General features: G+C 61.1%; 25 protein-coding genes. 17 read left to right on the plus strand and 8 right to left on the minus strand.

The annotated features are described in order from the left end of the window. The gene (locus KYT97_RS20200; RefSeq protein WP_219110529.1) at positions 1-762 is read left to right on the plus strand and encodes a hypothetical protein; all 762 of its coding nucleotides are present in this window, start codon (positions 1-3) and stop codon (positions 760-762) included. A 36-nt stretch (positions 763-798) separates the two neighbouring features. Then, positions 799-1,026, plus strand: a complete 228-nt coding sequence (locus KYT97_RS31130; RefSeq protein WP_280639066.1) for an EAL domain-containing protein — start codon at positions 799-801, stop codon at positions 1,024-1,026. Positions 1,027-1,051: 25 nt separating this feature from the next. Here KYT97_RS31130 and KYT97_RS20210 read toward each other — a convergent pair whose 3' ends face one another. Further along, positions 1,052-1,819, minus strand: a complete 768-nt coding sequence (locus tag KYT97_RS20210; RefSeq protein ID WP_092805447.1) for an SDR family NAD(P)-dependent oxidoreductase — start codon at positions 1,817-1,819, stop codon at positions 1,052-1,054. Positions 1,820-1,985: 166 nt separating this feature from the next. Here KYT97_RS20210 and KYT97_RS20215 point away from each other — a divergent pair, with 166 nt between their 5' ends. The 3 genes from KYT97_RS20215 to KYT97_RS20225 all read left to right on the plus strand — a co-directional run bounded on the left by KYT97_RS20215 (position 1,986) and on the right by KYT97_RS20225 (position 4,627). Then, the gene (locus KYT97_RS20215; protein ID WP_033235407.1) at positions 1,986-2,576 is read left to right on the plus strand and encodes a hypothetical protein; all 591 of its coding nucleotides are present in this window, start codon (positions 1,986-1,988) and stop codon (positions 2,574-2,576) included. Next, complete coding sequence (locus KYT97_RS20220; RefSeq protein ID WP_045066235.1) at positions 2,569-3,222, plus strand: DUF6308 family protein; 654 nt, start codon at positions 2,569-2,571, stop codon at positions 3,220-3,222. The genes KYT97_RS20215 and KYT97_RS20220 overlap by 8 nt, the downstream gene beginning before the upstream one ends. Before the next feature lie 166 nt (positions 3,223-3,388). Then, positions 3,389-4,627, plus strand: coding sequence for an HNH endonuclease signature motif containing protein (locus KYT97_RS20225; protein ID WP_219110530.1), 1,239 nt, complete (start codon positions 3,389-3,391; stop codon positions 4,625-4,627). A gap of 51 nt (positions 4,628-4,678) precedes the next feature. On the opposite strand, the gene KYT97_RS20230 is transcribed toward KYT97_RS20225, so the two are convergent. Beyond that, the gene (locus tag KYT97_RS20230; protein ID WP_045066237.1) at positions 4,679-5,362 is read right to left on the minus strand and encodes a TetR/AcrR family transcriptional regulator; all 684 of its coding nucleotides are present in this window, start codon (positions 5,360-5,362) and stop codon (positions 4,679-4,681) included. A 102-nt stretch (positions 5,363-5,464) separates the two neighbouring features. Here KYT97_RS20230 and KYT97_RS20235 point away from each other — a divergent pair, with 102 nt between their 5' ends. The 5 genes from KYT97_RS20235 to KYT97_RS20255 are packed head-to-tail and all read left to right on the plus strand — an operon-like array spanning position 5,465 to position 11,123. Further along, positions 5,465-6,655 carry a lipid-transfer protein gene (locus KYT97_RS20235; protein ID WP_007735955.1) on the plus strand — a complete coding sequence of 397 codons (1,191 nt, stop codon included), beginning with the start codon at positions 5,465-5,467 and terminating at the stop codon, positions 6,653-6,655. A 42-nt stretch (positions 6,656-6,697) separates the two neighbouring features. Beyond that, positions 6,698-7,129: a type II toxin-antitoxin system Rv0910 family toxin gene (locus KYT97_RS20240; protein WP_003944139.1), complete on the plus strand. Its 432-nt coding sequence runs from the start codon at positions 6,698-6,700 to the stop codon at positions 7,127-7,129. Positions 7,130-7,136: 7 nt separating this feature from the next. Next, the gene (locus KYT97_RS20245) at positions 7,137-8,012 is read left to right on the plus strand and encodes a MaoC/PaaZ C-terminal domain-containing protein (RefSeq protein ID WP_045066244.1); all 876 of its coding nucleotides are present in this window, start codon (positions 7,137-7,139) and stop codon (positions 8,010-8,012) included. 41 nt (positions 8,013-8,053) lie between these two features. Then, positions 8,054-8,920, plus strand: coding sequence for an SDR family oxidoreductase (locus KYT97_RS20250; RefSeq protein ID WP_007735961.1), 867 nt, complete (start codon positions 8,054-8,056; stop codon positions 8,918-8,920). Positions 8,921-8,924: 4 nt separating this feature from the next. Continuing rightward, positions 8,925-11,123 carry an acyl-CoA dehydrogenase family protein gene (locus KYT97_RS20255; RefSeq protein ID WP_219110531.1) on the plus strand — a complete coding sequence of 733 codons (2,199 nt, stop codon included), beginning with the start codon at positions 8,925-8,927 and terminating at the stop codon, positions 11,121-11,123. Between the two features lie 20 nt (positions 11,124-11,143). Here the strand turns inward: KYT97_RS20255 and KYT97_RS20260 are convergent, their stop codons facing one another. The 4 genes from KYT97_RS20260 to KYT97_RS20275 form a co-directional block, all read right to left on the minus strand. Beyond that, positions 11,144-12,556 carry an amidase gene (locus KYT97_RS20260; RefSeq protein ID WP_219110532.1) on the minus strand — a complete coding sequence of 471 codons (1,413 nt, stop codon included), beginning with the start codon at positions 12,554-12,556 and terminating at the stop codon, positions 11,144-11,146. A 90-nt stretch (positions 12,557-12,646) separates the two neighbouring features. Beyond that, positions 12,647-12,805: a hypothetical protein gene (locus tag KYT97_RS20265; RefSeq protein ID WP_020905720.1), complete on the minus strand. Its 159-nt coding sequence runs from the start codon at positions 12,803-12,805 to the stop codon at positions 12,647-12,649. A 144-nt stretch (positions 12,806-12,949) separates the two neighbouring features. Then, positions 12,950-13,600: a sterol desaturase family protein gene (locus KYT97_RS20270; RefSeq protein WP_219110533.1), complete on the minus strand. Its 651-nt coding sequence runs from the start codon at positions 13,598-13,600 to the stop codon at positions 12,950-12,952. Beyond that, on the minus strand, positions 13,597-14,319 hold the full coding sequence (locus KYT97_RS20275; protein ID WP_219110534.1) for a FadR/GntR family transcriptional regulator: 723 nt from the start codon (positions 14,317-14,319) through the stop codon (positions 13,597-13,599). Before KYT97_RS20275 ends, KYT97_RS20270 begins: the two co-directional genes overlap by 4 nt. 166 nt (positions 14,320-14,485) lie before the next feature. Here KYT97_RS20275 and KYT97_RS20280 point away from each other — a divergent pair, with 166 nt between their 5' ends. Beyond that, positions 14,486-15,499 carry an ABC transporter substrate-binding protein gene (locus KYT97_RS20280; RefSeq protein ID WP_219110536.1) on the plus strand — a complete coding sequence of 338 codons (1,014 nt, stop codon included), beginning with the start codon at positions 14,486-14,488 and terminating at the stop codon, positions 15,497-15,499. On the opposite strand, the gene KYT97_RS20285 is transcribed toward KYT97_RS20280, so the two are convergent. Both KYT97_RS20285 and KYT97_RS20290 read right to left on the minus strand, forming a co-directional pair. Continuing rightward, positions 15,428-16,171, minus strand: coding sequence for a TMEM165/GDT1 family protein (locus KYT97_RS20285; protein ID WP_245005884.1), 744 nt, complete (start codon positions 16,169-16,171; stop codon positions 15,428-15,430). The two genes, KYT97_RS20280 and KYT97_RS20285, sit on opposite strands and share 72 nt — an antisense overlap. A 292-nt stretch (positions 16,172-16,463) precedes the next feature. Next, on the minus strand, positions 16,464-16,991 hold the full coding sequence (locus tag KYT97_RS20290; RefSeq protein WP_095887617.1) for a peptidase: 528 nt from the start codon (positions 16,989-16,991) through the stop codon (positions 16,464-16,466). Positions 16,992-17,158: 167 nt separating this feature from the next. Here KYT97_RS20290 and KYT97_RS20295 point away from each other — a divergent pair, with 167 nt between their 5' ends. The 6 genes from KYT97_RS20295 to KYT97_RS20320 all read left to right on the plus strand — a co-directional run bounded on the left by KYT97_RS20295 (position 17,159) and on the right by KYT97_RS20320 (position 23,512). Then, a complete protein-coding gene (locus KYT97_RS20295) occupies positions 17,159-18,490 on the plus strand; it encodes a DUF1254 domain-containing protein (protein WP_033235198.1) in 1,332 nt (443 codons plus the stop codon). An 18-nt stretch (positions 18,491-18,508) separates the two neighbouring features. Then, a complete protein-coding gene (locus KYT97_RS20300; protein ID WP_033235197.1) occupies positions 18,509-19,081 on the plus strand; it encodes an HdeD family acid-resistance protein in 573 nt (190 codons plus the stop codon). Beyond that, positions 19,071-20,261, plus strand: coding sequence for an AI-2E family transporter (locus KYT97_RS20305; RefSeq protein ID WP_095887618.1), 1,191 nt, complete (start codon positions 19,071-19,073; stop codon positions 20,259-20,261). Before KYT97_RS20300 ends, KYT97_RS20305 begins: the two co-directional genes overlap by 11 nt. A 72-nt stretch (positions 20,262-20,333) precedes the next feature. Next, the gene (locus KYT97_RS20310; RefSeq protein ID WP_372472286.1) at positions 20,334-21,197 is read left to right on the plus strand and encodes a polyphosphate polymerase domain-containing protein; all 864 of its coding nucleotides are present in this window, start codon (positions 20,334-20,336) and stop codon (positions 21,195-21,197) included. Further along, a complete protein-coding gene (locus KYT97_RS20315; RefSeq protein WP_033235194.1) occupies positions 21,198-21,875 on the plus strand; it encodes a DUF4956 domain-containing protein in 678 nt (225 codons plus the stop codon). It abuts the gene before it with no gap. Continuing rightward, complete coding sequence (locus KYT97_RS20320) at positions 21,875-23,512, plus strand: CotH kinase family protein (protein WP_219110540.1); 1,638 nt, start codon at positions 21,875-21,877, stop codon at positions 23,510-23,512. Before KYT97_RS20315 ends, KYT97_RS20320 begins: the two co-directional genes overlap by 1 nt. Positions 23,513-23,533: the final 21 nt, after the last annotated feature.

Genomic DNA, 23,533 nt, shown 5'->3' on the forward strand with positions numbered 1-23,533 from the left:
GTGGCGGTAGCGCTGATATGTGTGGCCTCTATTTCAGCGTGTGGCAGCGACAGATCGCCGACGAATTCTGCCGATGTCGCACCGGCGTCGGAGTTTCCGCACACAACGGTGTGGTCGGCTGATCCTGGTGTCGACTTATTCGGTCGCGGTGCTGAATTGATTCGAGCGACTGCCGAAGCCGCTGCGTACACCCATACCGGCGGACCAGAGTTTACTTATCCGGGCTACATCGATGCGATTCGTGACATTTCCAGGGATCGTTCTTCAATTAGTTCGTGGATCGTGAATCAGACTCCCGACTACGATAATAGGTTTACTTGGTTCCGGAATATTGTCGATTTTTCGGAGAGTTCAGATTCGGTGTCGGCAATTGTGTGTGACTATTTGGTTCACGAGAAGCCGTCGAAATTTGACAGCTCGGTTGTTCTCGATGGTTCAGTGCGTATAGTTTTGGAGAATGCTGCTGAACTTGCGGGCAGTTCGGGAATCGTAGACACCGATGTGGGAGGTCATGATCCACGTGCCCAACGCCCACCCTCGTGGAATGTTTTCGGGAACTGGAAAATCGTGGAGGAAAAATCGATTCCGGGCAATGCGATCTCGCAAGGGTGCGTCGATTGGTGGAAACAAGAGTTCCCGACGTTCACCGTAGACACCCAAGGGAGTAGAGCGCTGATTTCGCCTCCCGGGTATGTCATGCCGACTATGCCGATGGCTGTGCAGTATCCGGAGTGGATCGGTCCGTCGCTCGGCGTCGCCTAATTGGACCGTCTTCGTGCGACGGGGATCGCAATTGCGTTGGACGACTTCGGAACCGGCTACTCGTCTTTCGAGAGTTTGAAGAAACTGCCCGTGGGCATTCTCAAAATCGACAGATCATTCATCACTGAGCTCAGTGAAGGTGATTCGCCGGCTGTGAGTTGGTTCAGGGCTATTACATCAGCGAGCCGATACCGGCGGCGGACGTCGCCGAATACCTCAAACGGTCATAGCCCTTGTGCGCCTTTGTTAACCGCGGGCGGTTGACAAAGGCGCACAAGGCAACAGAAACCTACCGCGGTGTCATACGGAGAGCGCCGTCCATGCGGATGGTCTCGCCGTTGAGGTAGTCGTGCTCGACGATCATCTGAGCGAGCTGCGCGTACTCGGACGGCTGGCCCAGACGCGACGGGAACGGAACGCCGGCTTCGAGGCCCTTGCGGTACTCGTCGGTGACGCCCGCGAGCATCGGGGTGTCGATGATGCCGGGAGCGATCGTGTTGACGCGGATGCCGAACTGAGCCAGGTCGCGGGCAGCCGGAACCGTCATGCCGTGCACGCCGCCCTTGGATGCGGAGTAGGCGATCTGTCCGATCTGGCCTTCGAATGCGGCAACAGATGCGGTGTTGATGACAACGCCGCGCTGGCCCGACTCGTCGACAGCCTCGGTCTTGGAGATGGCGTCGGCGGCCAAGCGCATGACGTTGAAGGTGCCGAGCAGGTTCACGGTGATGACCGTGCGGAACAGTTCGAGGTCATGCGGGCCGTTCTTGGACAGGATGCGTCCGGCCCAGCCGACGCCGGCGCAGTTGACGACGATTCGCAGCGGAGAGCCGGATTCGACGATCTGGTTGATGGCAGCTTCGACCTCTTCGCCGCTGGTCACGTCGGTGGGGATGAGGGTGACACCGGCGGGGACGTTGTCGCCGGCGCGTTCGATCGACGCGGGCAGATCCAGGCCGAAGACGGTGGCGCCGGCGTCGGCGAGGCGCTTGGCCGTAGCTGCTCCCAGTCCGGAAGCTGCTCCGGTGACCAGTGCTGCGGTTCCCTTGATTTCCACTTCGTATGCTCCTCGAGTTAGCGATCGGTAAGGCAGTGGTACGTGTTGAGAACCATAACGCGGCGCTCTATGTGAGGGCGAACGCGCGAGGGCCCCACAGCGCTGGGTACCTTTGATGCGAGGTGAGACGTAAGGTTTCGACCTCATCGGACGAGAGGGGGCCGCGGTGAGCAAAGCACCTGTGCGCCCCGCCGCCTCGGTCGAGAACTTCGAGCGATTGCAGGGCGACCCACTCTTCGAGGATCTCGCCGAGTTGATTGCAGAGGTTCTTTCCTACGCATTCGATGCTCCGGCGGCAGTCGAGATCGAGCAGTGGACGATCAGCTGCCTGCCGTCGACAAACCGATCCGCGGATCGCCATCGATTGTTCACCCTCAACATCGGTCCGATGGAAGTGCTGAGCGTCGAGTGTCATCTTGTCGGCGGGCAACCGATCGAACACGTCATGTCGGTCTTCGTGTCGAGTTCGGCGTTGGAATCCCGAACGGGTTGCAGTATCGAGGAACTTGCTGCAAAACACGATTTGCTCGGCATCCGGCGTACTGCGTTAGCTTCAGCCGACGGTGACGGGACCATGATCGACTGCAGCCTCGAGGACTCGGATGCGTTGGAGCAGTTCGCCGAACTGCCCGTCGACGCGTCGACCGTTCGGCCGCTGGCGGAGCATCTCGTAGCCAAGGGCAAAGGGCCTTTCCGGCAGTACCACAACCCCGGATTTGCCAAGTACGTACTCGAAAGGTCGGTCGATCATGGTTGAGCAAATGTCCATCCGCTTGCCGCGTGTGCTGCGAGACGGTGACGATGCCGGCGCCGTCGACGTGTTGCAGGAGTACTTCACGAGGCCGCTCCGAAAGACAGGGTATCTCCGTACCGGTGCGTTGTGGGATTCCTGGGATCCCAGTGGTAATCGTGATCGCGACGCGGACGTCTTCACTGCGGAAGATCTTGTCGCAGTGACACTTCTCGCAGTTCAGGTTCCAGCCCAGGGCGCATTGTTCCTGCTGGGGGAGAGCAACGCTTCACTGAACGCGCTCCTGGCTGATGTAGGTCCAGATCGCGATCTGGTGGACGAAGTTGATCCTTTGACACCGGAATCTCCGGTGTGGCGGCTGGAGACAGCGCTGCGCGAGATCCACGGCGTCGGCCGCACGATGGCATCCAAGCTGATTGCTCGCAAACGCCCGCGGCTCTTCCCGATCTACGACGACGTCGTCGGTCGAGAACTCGGAACGAAGGCCGCCCATCTGGAGCCGGTGCGCAGCGCCTTGCGCGACGGGGAACTCCAATCGCGATTGCAGGGCCTACGCGATCTGGCAGGTCTGGGCGAAGTTGTGCCCGCAGTGCGGATCCTCGACGTTCTGGCGTGGATGCAGGGCAAGGGTTACAAGCCCGCTTCGGAGTAGACGGGTTCTTTCGAATCGTTGCATGATTGGGCACGATGGCAGTGCGCAACTGTGGGTCACGGTTCATTGAATATTCTTGTACGTCAACAAGTCTCGAGCACAGATTCGCTTAAACGTGTCCGATATGTCCCTAGGAATCGAAATTATGTTCGACTAAAATTAGTTCATGGGCAGTCGGGAAGCGTGGCAATACGACGGCGAGGGCCTCAAGACCGAGGTTCTCGACCTCGCTCGCGCCCGGCACGAGATGCAGTCCCGCATGGTTGTGATGATCACGGAAATGTTCACCCGCGACACCCTCGGCGGCAAAGGATTCCGCGCTATCGCACAGTGGCTGCACCTGTCCACCAACCTCGAGATCGGTGAATGCAGCCAGTTGGTGGGCCTGGCGCGGTTGTTCATGCTCGAACCTGTTGTCGGACAATCCTTTCACGACGGTGATATCGACGCGTTGAAAGCGCGTCAGGTCGCCCACTTCTGCCAGCACCCGCCCAAGAACATGAGCCTCGCCGACGTCGAGAAAGCCCGCGAGATCCTCCTGGCCCTCGCCTCGAAAAAGGTCACCGACTGCGATTCCGTCCGCGCCGCCATTCGGCGGATTCAGAAGCAGTACGGCAACCGCGCCGACGGAGTGCCGGCCGGTGAAGACTCCGAGCTCAACGAGTTCTACGCCTCCCGCGGTTTGTACGGGCGAGTCAGCGTGAAAGGTGACCTCGACGCCGTCAACGGTGCCCGTCTCATCGCACTACTGTCCGCCCTCTCGGCGCCCACCCCGGAGAAGGACGGTGTGAAAGACGAACGCACCCCGGCACTTCGACGCGCCGACGGATTCTGCGAAATGCTGCGCCGCTACGAAGCCGCGGGCCTCGGTCCCGTCGAAGGCGGCATGAAACCGCACCTGACGATCACCGCCACCGCAAAAGACATGACCGATCTTCAGGCCCTCAAAGACATGTTGCCTTCCACCGAGGAACTCGGGTACGCGATCACCAACTGGGCCGGTCCCATCAGCCTCGACACCGCCCGAATGCTGGCCTGCGACTGCGAGGTCACCCGAATCCTTCTCGATAGCAACGGTGTTCCGCTCAATCACGGCATGAAGGCACGCCTTGCCAGCGTCCCGCAGCGGCGGGCCCTGACGGTTAGGGACGGTGGATGCGCCTTCCCCGGTTGTGGCACTCCACCGGGCTGGTGCGACGCCCACCATCTGATCCACTGGCTCGATGACGGCCCCACGGACCTCGACAACCTGATCTTGTTATGCGGTCACCATCATCGGATGATGCATCACACGCAGTGGCGTGTCGACATCGGAGACGACCGAAAAACCCGGTTCTATCCACCGATGTCCGTGGATCCGTATCAAGTTCCCGTTCCCGGGAACACGCCGCCAACAGCGGCCTGAAAAACAAACGTGTGCACCGGGGATCAAACATGCTCCGGTGCACTTTGCTGCCTACAACTCCGATATCGGCGTCTCCAAAGTGATGTCCACACCCATCCGTCGCAGATTTCCGTCGAGAACCTGCCAGATGGAAATCTCGAGGAACTCGGCCAATTCAGTGCCGGACACGTCGGAACCGGGTTGGCTGAGCCAACGATTGACGCTGACGTCGACCAAGCCGATGACGCCGAAAGCCAAGGGCTCTGCCATCTTCGACGGTTTGCCGCGGCTGGCGAGGATCGCACCCAACAGGTTTCCCAACTGGACGGCGATGGCTGTCTTGGTTCCGGTCACCACTTTCGAACCGGTAGCTCGGGTGCTCGGCGAGCCCTTGCCTAGAAAGTGGTGTAGCCGTGGGTATTTCACAATCCACTGGAGGTAGGTCTCGACTGCCCGCGAGATAGCCTCACCGACCGTACCCTGCGGCGTGAGGGTGGGTGTCAGGTCGGTCATCATCATCTCGAGAATGCGGACTCGCAGCTGCTCGTCGAGGTCGGCTCGATCCTTGAAGATCCGGTAGACAACGGAACGGGGGACGTCGGCACGTTCGGCGATCTGCTGGACGCCGACATCGGCGCCACCTTCGTTGACTGCATCGAGTGCTGCGTCGAGGATCCGCGCTTTGCGCTGCTCCTTGTGATCGTTCCAGCGAGTGCTGCGCCCGTCGGGCTGCGCCGACTCGGCTGTTTTTGTCATAAATCGAACGATACTCACCCGGCCATTGACTGGACAAGATGTCTCACATACTTTGGTGGGACAGCGTGTCACACACAGATACCGTTCTCTTCAGGAGTGGCAATGAGTAACAGGGTTTTTGTCGTCGGCGTCGGCATGACGAAGTTCGAGAAGCCGGGAGCCCGCGAGTGGGACTACCCCGACATGGCACGCGAGTCGGGTACCAAGGCGCTCGAAGACGCGGGTATCGACTACACCGAGGTTGAGCAGGCGTATGTCGGCTACGTCTACGGCGAGTCCACCGCAGGTCAGCGCGCTGTCTACGAGCTCGGTCTGACAGGCATCCCCATCGTCAACGTCAACAACAACTGTTCGACGGGATCGACCGCGCTCTATCTCGCCACGCAGGCAGTCAAGAGCGGTCAGGCCGACTGCGCACTGGCGCTGGGCTTCGAGAAGATGCAGTCCGGGTCCCTCGGATCCACCTACGACGACCGTGAACAGCCACTCATGCGGCACCTCCTCGCTCTCGCCGAGCTGCAGGAGTTCGCGATGCCGCCAGCTCCGTACATGTTCGGCGCCGCGGGCGTCGAGCACATGGAACGCTTCGGGACCACTGCAGAGCAGTTCGCGAAGATCGCCGTCAAGAACCACAAGCACTCACTGAATAACCCGTATGCCCAGTTCCAGGACGAGTACACCCTCGAGCAGATCCTCGAAGCACGCCAGATCCACGGGCCGCTCACCAAGCTCCAGTGCTCGCCTACCTCGGACGGATCCGGCGCGGCGATCATCGCCAGCGAAGCATTCGTCGAGAAGCACGGACTCGCTGCTCAGGCGATCGAGATCGTCGGGCAGGCCATGGTCACCGACATGAACAGCACCTTCGAGGACAAGAGCGCGATCAGTCTCGTCGGCGCGGACATGACTCGTAAGGCCGCTGAGAAGGTGTACGCGCAGGCCGGGATCACCGCCGACGACGTCGACGTCATCGAACTCCACGACTGCTTCTCCACCAACGAGTTGCTGACGTACGAGGCGCTCGGACTGTGCGCAGAAGGTGACGGCGGCAAGCTCGTCGACGCCGACGACACCACCTACGGCGGACGCTGGGTGGTCAACCCGTCCGGCGGCCTCATCTCCAAGGGACACCCCCTCGGCGCAACCGGCCTCGCCCAGTGCGCCGAACTCACCTGGCAGCTCCGCGGAACCGCCGACAAGCGTCAGGTCGACGGCGCGAAGGTCGCGCTCCAGCACAACATCGGACTCGGCGGCGCAGTTGTCGTGACCGCATACAAGCCCTACGCACGCTGAATCACACCCACAACCCGCTAGCTACCCACTAGGAGTTTCATCATGGCTTCCGTTTCCGTCTCCGCTGTACTGCCCGCATCCCCCGAGAAGACCTGGGATGCGCTCTCCGATCTGTCTCGCTGGGAAGAGTGGCTCACCATTCACCAGGGCTGGAAGAGTGAACTCCCCACCGAGGTTGCGTTGGGCGCCAAGTTCACCGAGGTCGTCTCCGTGATGGGGATGGCAAACAAGATCGAGTGGACCGTGGAAGAGGTCGAGGTTCCGAAGATGGTCAAGATTGCCGGTACCGGAATGGCCGGCGTCACCGTCGAATTCGTTCTCTCGGTCGAGGCCGACGGTGCGGGTTCGAAGGCAACCGTCGACGCCAGCTTCAAGGGCACCATGATCGTCGGGCCGATCGGCAAGGCAGTTGCCAAGAACGCCAAGGCTGATCTCGAGGCCTCGCTGGCTAAGTTCGCCGAGCTGGTCGGGTAACGGCTCAATGACAACACCGAAGACCAACGCGGTCGAATTCGATACGTCCGGGCTGGACGTATGGACCGATCCGGAGCACTTCGAGGTGACAGCCGAGCGCATCGCCGAATACGCCGCTGCCACCAACGATCCCATCGAGCGACACCTGAAGGGCGAGATCGCTCCACCGGTCTTCGCGGTGGTACCCGTCTTCATGTCGATGGCACCCGCTGCGCTGTCGGTGGCGCCGGTCGAACTGCTGATGAAGCTCGTTCACGGTGAGCAGGACTTCCTGTTCCACCGTCCGATCTACCCCGGTGACCATCTGGTCGCTCGTGCCAAGCCCATCGGATTCGAGGGCCGGGACAACGGCTCCACCGTCGTCATCTACGTCGAAACCAAAACCGACAAGGGTGAATTGGTCAACGAGCAGTGGATGACGGCCTTCTTCCGCAAGGTCGACGCAGGCCCCGGCCTGGGTGAGAAGGCTCCCGAACACCGATTCGACGAAGCTCTTCGCGCGGGTAGTCCCGCAGCGGTGGTGAACCAGCATATCGACGAGGACCAGACGTTCCGGTACTCACCGGCTTCCGGCGATCCGATGCCAATCCACCTCGACGAGGAGATCGCTCGGATGTCCGGGCTCCCCGGAATCATCAATCACGGGCTGTGCACGATGGCGTTCACGTCGTGGGGAGCCCTGACCGAACTGGCGGGCGGAGAGACCGAGCGGTTGCGCCGTCTCGCAGTGCGATTCGCGAAGCCCGTGCTCCCGACCCAGGACATCGAGACGGTGTTCTACAAGTCGGGTTCGGCAGACGGAGCCACGTCGTACTCGTACGAAACCAGCGCGCTCGGTGACCTCGTCATCAAGGACGGCCTCGCGGTCATCGCCGACAACTGAGTCTTCATGTCCGACAACTGAACTGATGGGAATCTGAACTGATGGGAAGTCTCGACGGTCGCGTAGCGATCATCACCGGAGCAGGACGCGGCATCGGCCGTGAGCATGCGCTGCTCTTCGCTCGTGAGGGTGCGAGCGTCGTGGTCAACGATCTCGGCGGCGCAAACGACGGATCGGGCGCAGATGCCGGCCCGGCGCAGCAGGTAGTCGACGAGATCGTTGCCGCAGGCGGAAAGGCGGTCGCCAACACCGACAACATCGCCACCTGGGACGGCGCCGAGGGCCTCGTCAAGCAGGCCGTCAGCGAGTTCGGCCGACTCGACGTTCTGGTCAACAACGCGGGCATTCTCCGCGACGCCTTCATCGCCGGTATGGACGAGAGCCAGTGGGATGCAGTCATTGCCGTGCACCTCAAGGGTCATGCGGCGACGCTGCACCACGCTGCCGCGTACTGGAAGGACCAGAGCAAGGCAGGCGAGACCGTCAACGCTTCGGTCATCAACACCGCTTCGGCTTCGGGTACCTTCATGCCCAACGCGGGCCAGGGCAACTACGGCGCCGCCAAGGCGGGCATCGCAGCCCTGACTCTGGTGGCCGCTGACGAGCTCGATCGATACGGTGTGCGTGTCAACGCTATTGCGCCGATCGCGCGTACTCGGCTGACGCTGGCGACACCCGGTATGGGCGCGTTGTTCGCCGCCGAGGTCCCCGAGGGTGAGTTCGACGCGTTTGCGCCGTCCAACATCTCCCCGTTGGTGGCCTATCTTGCGGCAGCGGACTGCAAGCTGACCGGCAAGGTGTATGCCGTTCAGGGTGGGGCCATCACGGAACTTGCCGGCTGGCACGGTGTGAACACCATCGAGAGCGAGGGTCCCTGGACCACCGCCGACCTCGCAGAACGTCTGTAAGCGCATGGCACGCAACGCATACGAACTCGGCCTCGGGCTGAGTGAGGAGCACACGGCACTCGCAGATTCGGTACGCTCCTTCGCCGACCGCACCATCACTACCGAGCAGGTTCGCGCGGCGGTGGAGTCACGGACCGAGGACAAGTTCCCCGAGTTCTGGACGGCATTGGTCGGGCAAGACCTTCTCGGGCTCGCGGTTCCGGAAGAACAGGGTGGTCACGGCGCCGGTCTGCTGACCTTGGCGGTGGCACTGGAAGCATTGGGCCGCGCTGTCTCTCCCGGCCCGTTTGTTCCGACGGTATTGGCAAGCGCCGTTCTCGGTGCTGCCGATTCCAAGGCGGGCCCCGAGTTCCTGCCCGGTCTGATCGACGGAAGTCGTACGGCAGCAGTCGCCTTGGGTGCTCCGTTGGCGGCCGAGTCGTCGGACGGCGGATACAAGATCACGGGCGCACTCGACGGTGTGCTCGGCGGTGAACATGCCGACGTGCTGCTGGTCCCGATCCAGTTGCCCGAGGGTGTTCGCTACGCGGTGCTCGAGAGCAGCGCAGTCGCGATCACCGTGCAGGACAGCATCGACGTGCTGCGCGGCAGTGCGCGGATCGAAGCTGATGGAGCGCAGATCAGCGCCGAACGGGTACTCGACGGTCTCACCGAGGCGCGGGTACGGTCCATTGCCGCAGTCGTTCTCGGCGCCGAAGACGTCGGCGTCATGTCCTGGTGTGTTTCCACCGCGTCGGAGTACGCCAAGACCCGTGTGCAGTTCGGGCGACCGATCGGCCAGTTCCAGGGCGTCAAGCACAAGTGCGCGCAGATGGGCATTGCGCTCGAACAGGCGCGAGCCGTTGTGTGGGATGCAGCAAGCGCACTGGACAAGGGCGACGACACGGCAGATTTTGCCGCCGACATCGCCGCTGTGATCGTGCCGGACGCCGCAGTGCAGGTGGCGCAGGACTGCGTGCAGGTCCACGGCGGCATCGGATTCACGTGGGAGCACGACGCCCACCTGTACTACCGGCGCGCACTCTCGATCCGCGGCATTCTCGGTACTCGCGAGGATCGCGCCAATCGTGTTGCGCAGCAGGCACTTGACGGTGTCAGCCGGGCTTCGGTTCTCGAACTGCCGCCAGAGGCAGAGGAGATCCGCGGCGACATCGCGGCTGAGCTTGCCCAGTTGGTCGATCTCGACGAGGACGACCAGCTGATCGCACTCGGCGACGGCGGCTGGGTTCAGCCTCACCTGCCGAAGCCGTACGGGCGCAGCGCCGCTCCGCTCGAGCAGATCGTCATCTCCCAGGAGATCAAGGCTGCGGGTATCTCGATGCCGCAGCTCCTGATGGGTACCTGGGCCGTGCAAGCCGTCGTGGCGCATGGTTCGGACAAGCAGAAGCAAGAACTGGCAGTACCGACCCTGCAGGGTGAGCTGGTGTGGTGCCAGCTCTTCAGTGAGCCCGGTGCTGGTTCCGACCTCGCGTCATTGTCCACGAAGGCCGAAAAGGTCGACGGCGGTTGGAAGATCACCGGTCAGAAGATCTGGACCACGGTCGCTCAGTTCTCCGACTGGGCAATGCTGATCGCCCGCACGGACGCCACCAAGCCGAAGCATCAGGGCATCACGTACTTCGTCCTGGCCATGTCGACACCGGGCATCACCGTCCGCCCGCTGCGTGAGATGACGGGCTCGGCTCTGTTCAACGAAGTCTTCCTCGACGACGTATTCATCCCCGACGAGAACGTGGTCGGCGAGGTCAACGACGGCTGGAACGTCGCACGTACGACGCTGGCAGGCGAGCGCGTCGCACTGAGCCAGAAGATGGAGGCGTACGCCTCGGACTCCGATCTACTGAAGTTCGCGAAGTCAGCAGACCTGAGCCCGATCGGACGCTACCGCGTCGGTGAGCTGGTGGCCGAGAGCCAGGCGATCGACCTCATCGGCTCCCGCGTTGTGCTCAAGCAACTTTCGGGAATCGACGTGAGTACGACGTCGAGCGTCGGCAAGCTGTTGGCGATGAAGATCAGCCAGTCGATCGCCGAGTTCGTCGTCGCCGAACTGGGTGCTGCCGGAGCGGTCAGCATCCCAGGTCAGCCAAGCGACAAGGCGATGGAGCAGCTCATTTCGGGCCGTGCCACCACCATCTACGGCGGCACAACCGAGGTGCAGCTCAACGTGATCGGTGAGCGCATGCTCGGATTGCCGCGAGACTGAGGGTATTAATCGGGTGGGGCTCAGTCCTGGATTCTTCTCCAGGGCTGAGCCTCTTCCAGTTCGAAGGCCAATTCGAGGAGTGTGCGCTCGTCGCCGAGATCGGCGGAGAAATGCGAAGCCAACGGCAAACCGTTGCTGGTCTGGTGCATCGGTAGCGAAATCGCGGGACCACCGGAGATGTTGTTCAGCGGCGTGAACGATGTGTACGCGATCAGCTTGTCGAAGAGTTCCTCGAAAGGCTGAGCAGGAGAAAGGTATCCGAGCTCGGGGGTGGTGTGCCCCAGAGCCGGCGAGAGCACGACGTCGTACTTCAAGAACATGGCGCTGTATTGCTGCTGGAGCCGTCGCAGGCGGTAGAGCACGCGCGGCGTCTTCACCAGGTTCTTCCGGTACAGCGTGTAGAGGCCCTTCGTGAGGTTGTCGGTCGCCGACTTGTCGAAGTCGGGCCCGAGCATCTGTTTGCCACCGGTGGAGATGGCAAACGACAAAAAGCCCCAGTAGATGCTGAAGTCGTCGATGAATTCCGGGCCGACGGGCAATGCCGCGTCCTCGACGTGATGGCCAAGGCCGGCAAGGAGTTCAGCCGTAGCTTCGACGGACTTGCGTGTCTCGTCGTCGGTCTTGGTGACCGTCACGGAATCGGTGATCACGCCGACGCGCAGGCGGGTTGAGCTGGGTCCTTCGATCAGGCGAACCGGTGCGAGTCGTGGATTGCGGTAGTAACTTTCGGCCGCTGACATCCATCGTGCAGTGTCACGAACCGTGCGGGTGACGGCGCCCTGAGCGATCAGCCGGATCGGCATCGACTTGTCGGCCGGATCGGCGATGGTACGGCCGCGAGTTGGCTTGAGTCCGACCAGTCCACAGGCGGCGGCGGGAATGCGAATCGATCCACCACCGTCGTTGGCGTGCGCGATCGGGAGGACACCGGCAGCAACCAGTGCGGCAGCGCCACCCGAGGAAGCGCCGGACGAGTAAGCCGGGTTCCACGGGTTGTGGACGGGTTCTTCGGTCATGTACTCGGTGGACGCACTGAATCCGAACTCGGGCAGTCGGGTCTTGCCGATCGAAATGGCCCCGGTGGAGAGGAACTGCTTCGCGAAATCGCTGTCAGCCTTGGCGGGGACTGCTGTGAAGGCGGTGCTGCCCTGCTGGGTGGGAAGGCCGGCGCTGTCGGTGTTGTCCTTGATCGCGGTGGGGACGCCGGCGAAGATGCCCGCGGCCGGCCGGTTGCTCCTGGCAAGGGCGCGATCGAAGTCTGTGCAGGCCAGACCGTTCAATTGCCCCTGCACTGCCTCGGCGCGCGCGATCGACGCCTCCATGACTTCCCGTGCGGTCACCTCGCCTGATTCGATCCGGGCGGCGACGCCGGTGGCGTCGAGATCGCCCAGGGCATCATCGGTGAATGCGTGGACGGGGGTGTTGGGGCTCATGGGGATCCTTGTCAGGCGGAGGCACTCAGGTCGTCCGTCCAGCATATTGGACGGACGACCCCTGAGTGGCGCTATCTGTGGATTGCGGTATCAGCTACCGAAGATCGTCACAGCCTGCTCTGCTGCCTGCGGTGCCTGCTGGAACAGGCCCTGAGGGATGAACTGCTGAGGAATGAACTGCTGGGGACCCAACTGCTGGAAGTTCGTGACCATCGGGTGGATGACGTTGTTGAATACATCGTTGAACATGTGTTGTGTCCTTCGGTTACAGCGTTTTTCGAACTTCTGACTCCATCGACACTAAGCACGGTTCGAGTGGTTTTCAACGAAAATCGCTGATACACAGTCAAGTTCAAGTTCATTGCCAGCTGGGGGCCAGGAATCGGCGTTTCTTCACAGCTTCGACGCGGTGCCGTGCAGGTTCTTGGCCGTCGGGGATGTCTCGACGGATTTGGGATCGGGGTACGTGCCCAGCACCCGATCAGCAGTTCCCGCGGTGGTGACGGTGAACCAGTAGTGCTCGTTCTTGAAGTGATGGTTGCGATGGTTGCGCCAAACCGACCGGTAGAGGGCAGTTTTCGGCTTGTAGTCACTGTGGATGAGGAAATGAGTCCACTCGTAACCGAGGCCGAGTACGGAAATACAGGTCAGGAAGGTCAGACCAAGTTCGACGCGGGGAAACGCCAGGAGTGCGACAGCGGTCAGGACGGGAATCACGATCAGGAGTGTCTGCCACGGAATAAAGATGAGTGAGACGGTTCGCGGGGCGAAATGGTGCTCCCGATGGCTGCGCGCCAGGCGTGAATCGAGTGTGACGCCGGCAATGGTCCGCGGCTTCCAATGGAGAACGAAGACGTGAATGATCCACTCCACGAAGGGGAATGCGGCAAGCATCACGAGCGGAACAAGTGCGTCGGTGATCTGCCAGTTGCCCAGCGCGATGCGAGTCGCCGCTGCAGCCACCAACATGGTGCCGATCATCCACGGAGTCGGTGACTTGCGGAACGTTCGTGCGGCATCGGCGAGAGTGATGGGCTTGCTCATGGTTTCAGGCCTTCCAGGAAGGTGAGAGCGTCGCCGATTGCCGTCGTGCCGGTGTGAAGGAGCTGTGCGGCTGACGCCTCGGCAGTTGACTCGTCGTGTGAAGTGATGGCGGAGGCCAGTTTTCGATACAGGTCGGTCTGGCCGACTTCGGCCACCATGACGGAGGCAAGTGCCGTCATGGCCGGTTCGTAAGCGGTGCGCAGGCTGTTGAAGATCAAGCGGAAGGCAATGGACTCTGCGCTGTCGACAACGACGTCCCAGAAGGCCAGGGCCCGCGCTTGCAACTCCACCGGATCTTCGGTGGCGCCTAGATGATTCACGGCCATGTCGAGTTCCTGGGCAGATTCCGCGGAGATGCGACGGGAGGCAAGCACCGCGATCTGCGGTCCCATCAACTCACGAGTTTCCAGGACACTGCGCACCACGGCCAGGTCGGGGACACCGTCGCGTATCAGCAATTGGGGGAGAAGCTCGGGTCCGGCCTGGCGTCGAAAATCACGCACTGACGTCGATTCGCCCTGGCGGACCTCGACTAGTCCCGCTTGGGCGAGCTTCTGAATTGCCTCTCGGACCGCGGGCCTCGAGACGCCGAACGCCTCGGCGAGCTTGCGCTCGCTGGGGAGATTTTCGCCCGCCGCAAGCTCTCCGGCCAGCACTTTCACCGAAATCTGGTCGAACACTGCGCCGGAAGCCGAGGTACGTGCAACGGGTTGGAACATGTACTGACGATAGGCCACCTTCTGGCAAGAGGTCAAGTGGTCAATTGGTCAGACCAGTTGTCTGTGGCGTGAAAGAGACAACCCTTGACCGATACTCTTCACCGTAACCCCGCAGGTGAGGATATTTTTTAGGTCACCCTAATTTCAGTTACTGTCAGGACACTTAATGACATCACTTCTGCTGCCGGCACTCGATACCGATGCCGAATTCGCTCGCATCACCGCCGCACTCACCCGGCGAGGTTTCCTCGGGGCCGGTGCTTTAGCCGGGATCGGATTGCTTACCGCCTGCGGAACCAGTTCGGGCGAAACGGCCGAGGGCGAGATGCGCACGATCACCACCGTTAACGGCCAGGTGGAGGTGCCCGTTAATCCGCAGCGGGTGGTCAGCGCCGATTACTACACGGGCCCCGCGATGTTCGACGCCGGATTCACACCCGTCGGACTGCCGGTGGACTACGAGAACGCGGACGGCGTCCCGGAACCCTATGCGTCCGCGCTGCGGTCTCTCCCGAAGGTGGGACGCTGGTACGAGCCCAACGCCGAGGCGATAGCGGCTTTGTCTCCCGATTTGATCGTGATGACCAACCTCCTTTCGGAGAACAACCCGGATCTTTTCGAGCAGATCCGGTCCATCGCACCCACCGCGGTTTTTGCCGAAGACGGCCAGTACGCGTGGAAGGAGCGTGCCCTCGGGGTCGCGGACGCACTCAACCAGAGTGCGAAAGTTCAGGAGTTGGCAGACCGGTACGAGGCGCGGATTGCCAAGTTCCGCAGCGACAACGCGGACGTGCTGAGCAAGGTGAAGGTCGTCTACACCACGTACTTCGAGGAGAGCGGCTTCTCGCTGTACTCGCCGACCAAGTATCAGACGACGGTCATCAGCGAGGCCGGGTTCCAGTTCAACGACCGCTCACTCGCAATTCCCGCCGGCAGCAACGAGTGGTTCCCGAAGGAGCAGTTGGAGTTACTCGACGAGGCCGACGTCATCATCACCAACAGTGGTAAGGGTCCGATCAACGAGAAGTTGGCGAACGACACCATCTTCCAGCGTCTGCGCGCCGTCAAGAACGATCAGGTTTACTCGTTCGACTACGAGGGCGTCGCGTCATTCGGTTGGGCGCTTACCTTCGTCGAGCAGTTCCAGCCGATTGCTGAGGAGATCAGAACCAAGCTCTGAAGGAGGCTTCGGATGGGAGCGCTTCCAGACCATCCGGGCCAGCGCACCCACCACGGACATTGCCAGGACAACTCCGCCGCCGATGATGCCGGCGGACGAGTCCGGGAAGATACCTTCGAGCAGCAGCCAGACACCGAAGACGAAGAACAGCACCGCGGCACCGATCTTGATGAATCCCTCCGGGAGGTGCTTGCCCAGCACCGAGCCGACGATGATGGCGAGAGCGTCGGCCGCCACCATGCCGACGGTCGATCCGATCCAGATGCCGATCCAGTTGTTGTCGGTAGCGAGGGTGATGGTGGCGAGCATGGTCTTGTCGCCGAGTTCTGCCAGGAAGAAGGCCGACGCGACGGCGATGAAGGCGGAGCGCGTGACGCGTCCGGCCTTGTTCTGCTCGTCCTCGGTGAGATCGTCACCGCGCAGGGTCCAGAGGCCGAAGACCAGGAAGGCGATACCGCCGACGATGGAAATTGCCGCCGTGGGCAGTGCGACGCCCAGGTAGTGCCCGACAGCCACTGACACCAGGTGAACAAGGGTGGTGGCTACGGTGATTCCGCCGAGAACAACCCACCAGCGATAGCGCAGGGCAAATGTCATTGCCATCAGCTGGGATTTGTCGCCGAGTTCGGCGACGAAGATGACGCCGAAGCTCAAAAGTATTGCGGCTAGCAAGATTAACTCCTCCGGTCCGTATCGGTCGGAGGAAATATGGGGCCTCCGGCCTGGACAGACGCAACGGGTGCGTTTGTCCGGCCGAAGGTCTCGCCCACCGAGGTCAGAAACCTTCGGTTCGCCAGGCCGGGTGCTTCGCGATCCGCACCAGGCGGAACGCGTTGAACCAGTATGTCGACACAGGCGATTGGGGGCTACTCCCCTTCGTTGTTACCGAGGTTAGCCTGCGTTTCGCGAATTGGCAAAGCGCACAGCAAGTTTGGGAGCCCGAACTTATCGCTTACCGTTGCCGTCAGCAGGCGAGGAGCATTGCCAAAACTGCGGTGTCGGGATCGCTGATCGGATCGATGCCTACCCGGCTGATCATCGAGACGACCGTCCCGTCGGCCTCGGCTTCCACCCAGGCCGCGCGATGGTCCAAGCCGAGGTACGGCAGTCCGGGAAGCAGAACACACCCAGAGGCGCTGCCCTCACATTCCGGCAGGCTGGGAGTCGTTTCGGAGGGTGGGTGCAGCATGATCAGCGCCGGCGGTTGATGCTCGGAAAAACGTCCAGGTGGCAGAGCAAAATCTCCGAGAACTGGACCTTCGGCCATCACCAATCCCACAGTGCCCGGTTGTGGATCATCCGGGACGTCCTCGCGCACGCCGAAAACCGTCGAGGTGGGCAACAGACCGGGGAGTGACGCGACCCGCACAGCCAATGCGAGCAGTTGCGCCCATTCTTTGGTGGTGTCGGGCCAACGCCCCGAAATGACAAAACCCTGCAACGCTCCGGCTTGCTGGAACGGTGAGATGCCTATCGCTTCATTTCTATTCATCTCTGTTCCTCCCCGAGGTGATGACAGGTAAATCCGGCACACGTCGTTGGGTAGGTAAAATATGCGCCTAAACACTGCTGGCACACAAGAGTAGGAGAGTGCCAGCGGTGATGAGCGCAGGTGCCGGCGGTGGTTTGCGCAGGTGAGAGCGGTGGTATCCATCACGCATGACTGCCTCGAAGCGCTCGTCGTTGGATGATTTGGCAACGCAGGCCTGGATATTCGGATATCCACTGTTGATCGCGGCGGTCTCACGGGACGTGATGACGGCAACGGCGACACCACAGGGCATGAAAGCGCCGCTCAACCAGTTTGCGTACGCGCGGGAAACCCCGGATGCGTCGTTCACGGATGTGGTCTCACCCAACGCGGACACTCTCTACTCGTCGGCGTGGTTGGACCTGCGGACCGAACCGCAGGTCCTGACGTTGCCGGACTTCGGGACGAGGTACTGGCTGGTTCCGATTCTCGACGCGTGGAGCGATGTCTTCACCGTGCCCGGTTCCCGCACGGTAGGTCGTACCGGCGGACCGTACGTCGTGGCGGGTCCGACATGGAAAGGCGAAGTGCCGCGGGGTACGACGCTTCTCCGCTCGCCGACGGCGATGAATTGGATAGTGGCGCGCTACGCCACATCGGGCGGCACCGACCTCGCCGCAGTACACACGTTGCAGGACGGAACCCGGCTGACACCACTGTCGCAGTGGACGGACAACAAGGCGGGATACACGGCTCCCGAAGGCTCGCTCGACCCGACAGTCGATACGTTCACACCCCCGGTCGACCAGGTTGCCGCGATGGACGGACAGGCGTTCTTCACCGCACTCGACGCGTTACTCGACGACAATCCACCGCGTCCCGAGGATTCCGAGATCATGAAGCAGCTCGGCGACATAGGAATCGGGTCGGGACTCGCGTGGGCGTCGCGGCCACCCGAAGTGCGCGACGCATTGGACCGCGCCGCACGCAGCGGCATGGACCTGCTGCACACGATCGCGGCCGACGCCGAAAGTTCCCCGAAGAACGGCTGGACCATGCACCGCGGGTTGGGGCACTACGGAACGCACTATGCGCAGCGGGCTTTGATCGTATGGCTGGGATTCGGCGCCAACCTCGACGCGGACGCCGTGTACCCGCATGCCACCACTGACATCGACGGTAATGCCCTGACCGGGGAGAAGAACTACGTACTGCACTTCGACGAGGACGAGCTTCCGCCGGTCGAAGGTTTCTGGTCGCTGACAATGATGAACGAGCGACAGTTCTTCGTGGACAATCCGATTGATCGATACGCCATCGGTGACCGAAGTGACTTGGGATTCGAGGACGACGGCTCCCTGAATATCTACATTCAGCACGAGTCTCCCGGCGGCTCGAAGGAAAAGAACTGGTTACCCAGCCCGGCAGACGGATTCAACGTATTCTTGCGACTGTATTGGCCCAAGGCTTCGGTGCTCTCGGGATCGTGGACGGCACCGGGTATTCGTCCGACGAACTGAAATGCTCGGAGGCTACTGATGGTCGCAACGAACCCGTTTGTGTTGTACGGCAAAGAGATCTGGTGGATGATCCTGGTCCGTGGAATCTTCGGCGTGATTTTCGGAATCATCGCCCTCGTGTGGCCGGGAATAACCGTGGTGGCCTTGGTCTTCGTTTTCGGTATCTACTCCATCGTGGACGGTGTGGTCACCCTGGTGCGGGCAATCCGCGACCGAGCGCATCTCAGTTCATGGGGATGGTTCGTCTTCACTGGCGTGGTCTCGGTGGCAGCCGGTGTTGTCGCATTGGTATGGCCCGGAATCACTGCGGTGGTACTGCTGTACATCATCGCGTTCTACGCCATCCTGTTCGGAATCCTCGGCGTGGTTGGATCTTTCAAGCTCAAGGGCTTGTCGGGCTCCGGGTGGGGATGGCTACTCGCCGCGTCGGTGCTGGCCGTGATCTTCGGAATAATCCTGCTCATCTTCCCTGGTGAAGGCATCATCGGGTTGACCTGGTTGCTTGGTTGGTACGCAATATTCTTCGGCATTCTGATGATCGTCGGTGCGTTCCAGATCAGGAGTCGGGCAAAGGAAGCTGGTGTTCTCTAAGCGGGCTCCCGCTCCTGTTCCCGTCCCCGCCCCGGCACCGACTGTCACAGGCAGCGAACATTGGTCGATTCCGCGCGGGCTGATCGTGCTGCTCGGCGCTGCCGCAACAGTGGTCGCGGTTGCCGGGATGAAGGGCTTCAGTGGAATTCTCGGTCCCGTATTTCTGGCCTTGATGCTGACCGTTGCCGTTCAGCCGATTCAGGATTGGGCGCAGAAGCACGGCTGGCCGAAGTGGCTCGGCATGCTCGGCGCCCTGGTCACGGTGTATTTGATCCTGATCGGCTTGGCCGCGTCGTTGGTTGTCTCGACTGCTCAATTGGCCACGATCCTGCCGGAGTACTCAGACAAGATGGGTGCGCTCCTGGACGAGGCTCGAAGTAGTCTGGCTAGCTTCGGAGTTGATACCGAGCAGATCCAAAACACGGTCAGCAGTATCGATCTCACCAAGGTTTTGGGAGTGGTCGAGACAGCTCTCGAGGGCCTCCTCGGAGTGTTCTCGGACCTCGTGTTCATTTTGGCGCTACTGCTGTTCATGGCCTTCGACGGCATGAGTATCCGGTCGAGACTGCATATCCTGGCCGAAGAGCGCCCTGAAATCTCTTACGCTCTTTCCACTTTTGCCAAGGGAACCCGCAAGTACCTGGTGGTGTCTACCGTCTTCGGTCTGATCGTCGCGGTGCTGGACGGCGGCGCACTGTGGTTGATGGGGATCCCTCTGCCGATTCTGTGGGCGTTGTTGTCGTTCATCACCAACTACATCCCGAACATCGGATTTGTGATCGGTGTGATCCCGCCGGCACTGCTCGGACTCCTCGAGGGCGGACCATGGTTGATGGTGTGGGTGATCGTCGTGTACTCCGTGATCAACTTCGTCATCCAGTCCATTATCCAACCCAAGTTTGTCGGCGACGCCGTTGGTCTGTCGGTGACGATGACCTTCCTCTCGCTCATCTTCTGGTCGTGGGTGTTGGGCGCGCTCGGTGCGCTGCTGGCTATTCCGCTCTCACTTCTGGTGAAAGCCGTCCTGCTCGACATCGATCCGTCTACCCGGTGGGCCGACATCTTGATCAGTGGTCCGAAAGAGGTTGCAAAGCCACCAGATGCTGTCGAGGAACCGGAAGTGGACGAGGAGCCGCCTGAAGAGCAGTCACGGGTGAACACCGAGCCAACTTCAGGTTGACGCAACCTTTCTTCGAGATTGACAGGAACTTGGCAGCTTTACTCCAGGATTACCAAAGCCTGGTGGAGTGGACTGTTTCCCAGTCGACGAAGAAAGGCCACGTCATTGGGAACGCCCGAACGATCTCTGCACACGGCTAGTTCGCTCCATGCGTTCAACCGGTATGAGATCAAGTATCTAGCCCACGAACGAGACGTTCCCGCATTGCGCGAGGAACTGAATGCACACATGGACTCCGATGTGAATTCGCCGATCGGTGGATACCCGGTGACCAGCCTGTACTACGACACACAGAGCCTTCGCTTCTACTGGGAAAAGATCGAAGGACTCAAGTTTCGCCGGAAACTCCGAATTCGCCTGTACGGTCGCCCGTCCGACGCAGTTGACGAGACGCCTGTGTACGTCGAGATCAAGCAACGGGTCAATCGTGTGACTCAGAAGCGGCGCGTTCAGGTTTCCTACGATGTTGCGCGGCAATTGTGTGACGGCCGACGCGACATCGACGTGGACAGAACGGCGCAGCCCTTTGTCAACGAAGTGTCCACGCTGATCGGCAATCTCGACCTCCGGCCGTCGGTCACGACCGGATATCTGCGTGAAGCGTTTGTCGGTATCGACGCCGACCTCGGCTTGCGGGTGACCATCGATCACAAAATTCACGGCCGAGATCGCGACTTCCACTTCGCGGCCGAAGCGCAGAATCGCTTCATCATTCCACCGCACCTGTGCATCGTGGAGATCAAAGCCAATGAGCGTGTGCCTTATTGGGTTACGGATATGGCAGCACGGATGGACATGTCAGTCGTGCGAATCTCCAAATACTGCCAGAGCGTCGAAGCCTTCGGGATGGCGCCGCGCTCGCGCCTGCATGCCCGTGAAGAACTGCTCACGCCCTCGATTCCATTCGAGAGCTCCCTCGTCACATCAGGACTGTAAATGAATTTCGATCTACAAGATCTCAGCGGCACCTTTTCGACCTTCGACATCATTGTCTCGCTTGCACTTTCCTTCGTGCTGTCCGCGACCATCGGCTACGTGTACCGATTGACGCACAAGAACGTTTCGTACAGTCAGTCGTACGTGCAGACATTGGTGATGGTGGGCATGGTCATCAGCCTCATCATGCTGGTTGTCGGATCGAACGTCGCACGGGCGTTTGCGCTCGTCGGCGCGCTCTCCGTGGTGCGATTTCGCAACGCGATCAAGGAAACTCGCGACGTAGGCTTCATCTTCCTCGTCATGGCAATCGGAATGACCACGGGTACAAGGTTTTACCTCCTGGCAATTGCCGCAACCATCGCCATCTGCCTGGTCTTGGTCCTGATGAGCAAATTCAACATGTTCAAGCTCGACGTGCAACGTCAGGTAGTGAAGGTCCAGGTTCCCCCGGAGCCCGGATACACCGCACTGGTCGAAGACATTCTGATCGATTACACCAAGGAATTCGAACTGGTTTCCACCGAATCGGTACGTTCGGGCGCTCTCACCGAGCTGTATTACACCGCCCAACTGAAGCCGGGTAAGAAACCGGCAGAACTGATCTCGGCACTCAGTGGCGTCAACTCCGGCCAGCGAGTCACAGTCCTGACCGGTTACGACCAGACTGATATCTGATGGGCGAGAATGCAGCGCCGGTTGCACCCCGTAGGCGGCTGATCCACAGGGTGCCAACGCCTCTGCGTCAGCATTGGAAGTTGGCTGCTGCGTTCGTCGCGTTTGTGGCTGTGCTTGCCGGCGTATTCGGTCAGACTCGGGTGCGTCCGTACATAACCGGCGACGCCACGGTCATCGCGTCGCAGGTTACCGAGAACATCACGGGCTCAGTTGATTTCTTCGACACATCGGTTGAACACACCTTCAGTGTGGAGTTCAGCGAATCCGACTACGACAAGATGATCGATGCTTACGCAACCGACGGTGAGAAGGAGTGGATCGAGGCCGACATCACGATCGACGGCACCCTGGTCACCGATGTCGGCTTGCGACTGAAAGGTAACTCCACGCTTCGTGGCCTGAGTAGTACTGAATCCGGCGGACGCGGGATGCAAATCCCGGACGGCGCGGTGGTAGCTGATGCGACAGTACCGGCGGCCGCACCCGAGTGGGGTGGCGGGGGCGGCGACATGGTCAGCCTGTCAGCCGATGATCCGGCGTCTCTGCCTTTCCTGATCAGCTTTGACAAGAATGTGTCCGGGCGGGCCTACCAAGGTATGACGCAGCTGTCGATCCGGCCGGGAAGCCCAGTGCTGAACGAGGCGATGGCGCTGTCGCTCACCGCTGAATCCGGCCAGCCAACACAGCGATACAGCTATGCGGTGTACTCGGTGAACGGCTCCGAAACCCAGACGCGGTTGATACTCGAGCATCCAGACGAGGGCTATGCGAACTCACTGTTCGACAGTGACGGAGTGCTCTACAAGGCCGATGCCAACTCGAGCTTCACCTATCAAGGTGACGACCAGACGACCTACGTCGACCAGTTCAAGCAGATCAATGCTGAAGGTTCGCAGGACCTTCAGCCGATCATCAGCTTCCTGAAGTGGCTGGATTCGGCGACCGACGAGCAGTTCGACTCAGAACTCGCAAACTGGGTCGACGTCGATTCCTTCGCCAGATACGTTGCGACGCAGAATCTTCTGGTGAACGGTGATGACATGGCGGGGCCGGGCAAGAACTACTATCTGTGGTACGACCTCGAGTCGAAGAAAATCTCTGTCGTTGCGTGGGATCTCAACATGGCGCTGAGCGGTAATTCCGAAGCGGGACCGCATGATTCGATCAGTATGGGAGGTGGCGGTATGGGAGGCGGCGCTCAGCAGGGAGCCGCGACGGACGGCGCCGCACCACAGGGCACAATGACAGCAGGAACAATGCCCCCCGGTCGTGCAGCGCGCGGTGCAGGACAGATGGACGCGGGACAGATGGGCACGGGAGAGTCGGCTGCTGGACAGGAAGGCGCCGAGCAGGCGCCCGGCGGGGCCATGGGCGGGGGCATGGGCGGCAACCAACTCAAGGAACGGTTCCTCGCGTCGACGGCCTTCACCGAGACCTATGACACGGCGTACCGCGAACTGTACGAGCAGCTCTTCTCGAGTGGCCGCGCGCTGGGAATTCTGGACGATGTCGCGTCGTCGATTCCGCTCAGTGACGGTTTGACGGAGGAGGCTCTTGCCGCCCAGGTAGAGACGATGAGGACGCGGTTGCAGGCCAGGACGGATGCGCTGGCGGACGATCCGGTGATCGCCGGCTGAGGTAACTCTCAGTATTTCTAC

This window comes from Rhodococcus globerulus (assembly GCF_019334125.1).
Taxonomy (GTDB): Bacteria; Actinomycetota; Actinomycetes; order Mycobacteriales; family Mycobacteriaceae; genus Rhodococcus_F; species Rhodococcus_F globerula.

Coding starts and splice junctions, on each gene's coding strand:
- KYT97_RS20270 (WP_219110533.1), bottom strand. CDS start 13,600: ATGAGCAAGCCCATCACTCTCGCCGATGCCGCACGAACGTTCCGCAAG.
- KYT97_RS20255 (WP_219110531.1), top strand. CDS start 8,925: ATGGCACGCAACGCATACGAACTCGGCCTCGGGCTGAGTGAGGAGCAC.
- KYT97_RS20235 (WP_007735955.1), top strand. CDS start 5,465: ATGAGTAACAGGGTTTTTGTCGTCGGCGTCGGCATGACGAAGTTCGAG.
- KYT97_RS20320 (WP_219110540.1), top strand. CDS start 21,875: ATGGGCGAGAATGCAGCGCCGGTTGCACCCCGTAGGCGGCTGATCCAC.
- KYT97_RS20245 (WP_045066244.1), top strand. CDS start 7,137: ATGACAACACCGAAGACCAACGCGGTCGAATTCGATACGTCCGGGCTG.
- KYT97_RS20295 (WP_033235198.1), top strand. CDS start 17,159: ATGACTGCCTCGAAGCGCTCGTCGTTGGATGATTTGGCAACGCAGGCC.
- KYT97_RS20265 (WP_020905720.1), bottom strand. CDS start 12,805: ATGTTCAACGATGTATTCAACAACGTCATCCACCCGATGGTCACGAAC.
- KYT97_RS20260 (WP_219110532.1), bottom strand. CDS start 12,556: ATGAGCCCCAACACCCCCGTCCACGCATTCACCGATGATGCCCTGGGC.
- KYT97_RS20225 (WP_219110530.1), top strand. CDS start 3,389: ATGGGCAGTCGGGAAGCGTGGCAATACGACGGCGAGGGCCTCAAGACC.
- KYT97_RS20275 (WP_219110534.1), bottom strand. CDS start 14,319: ATGTTCCAACCCGTTGCACGTACCTCGGCTTCCGGCGCAGTGTTCGAC.
- KYT97_RS20230 (WP_045066237.1), bottom strand. CDS start 5,362: ATGACAAAAACAGCCGAGTCGGCGCAGCCCGACGGGCGCAGCACTCGC.
- KYT97_RS20315 (WP_033235194.1), top strand. CDS start 21,198: ATGAATTTCGATCTACAAGATCTCAGCGGCACCTTTTCGACCTTCGAC.
- KYT97_RS20220 (WP_045066235.1), top strand. CDS start 2,569: ATGGTTGAGCAAATGTCCATCCGCTTGCCGCGTGTGCTGCGAGACGGT.
- KYT97_RS20250 (WP_007735961.1), top strand. CDS start 8,054: ATGGGAAGTCTCGACGGTCGCGTAGCGATCATCACCGGAGCAGGACGC.
- KYT97_RS20240 (WP_003944139.1), top strand. CDS start 6,698: ATGGCTTCCGTTTCCGTCTCCGCTGTACTGCCCGCATCCCCCGAGAAG.
- KYT97_RS20280 (WP_219110536.1), top strand. CDS start 14,486: ATGACATCACTTCTGCTGCCGGCACTCGATACCGATGCCGAATTCGCT.
- KYT97_RS20300 (WP_033235197.1), top strand. CDS start 18,509: ATGGTCGCAACGAACCCGTTTGTGTTGTACGGCAAAGAGATCTGGTGG.
- KYT97_RS20290 (WP_095887617.1), bottom strand. CDS start 16,991: ATGAATAGAAATGAAGCGATAGGCATCTCACCGTTCCAGCAAGCCGGA.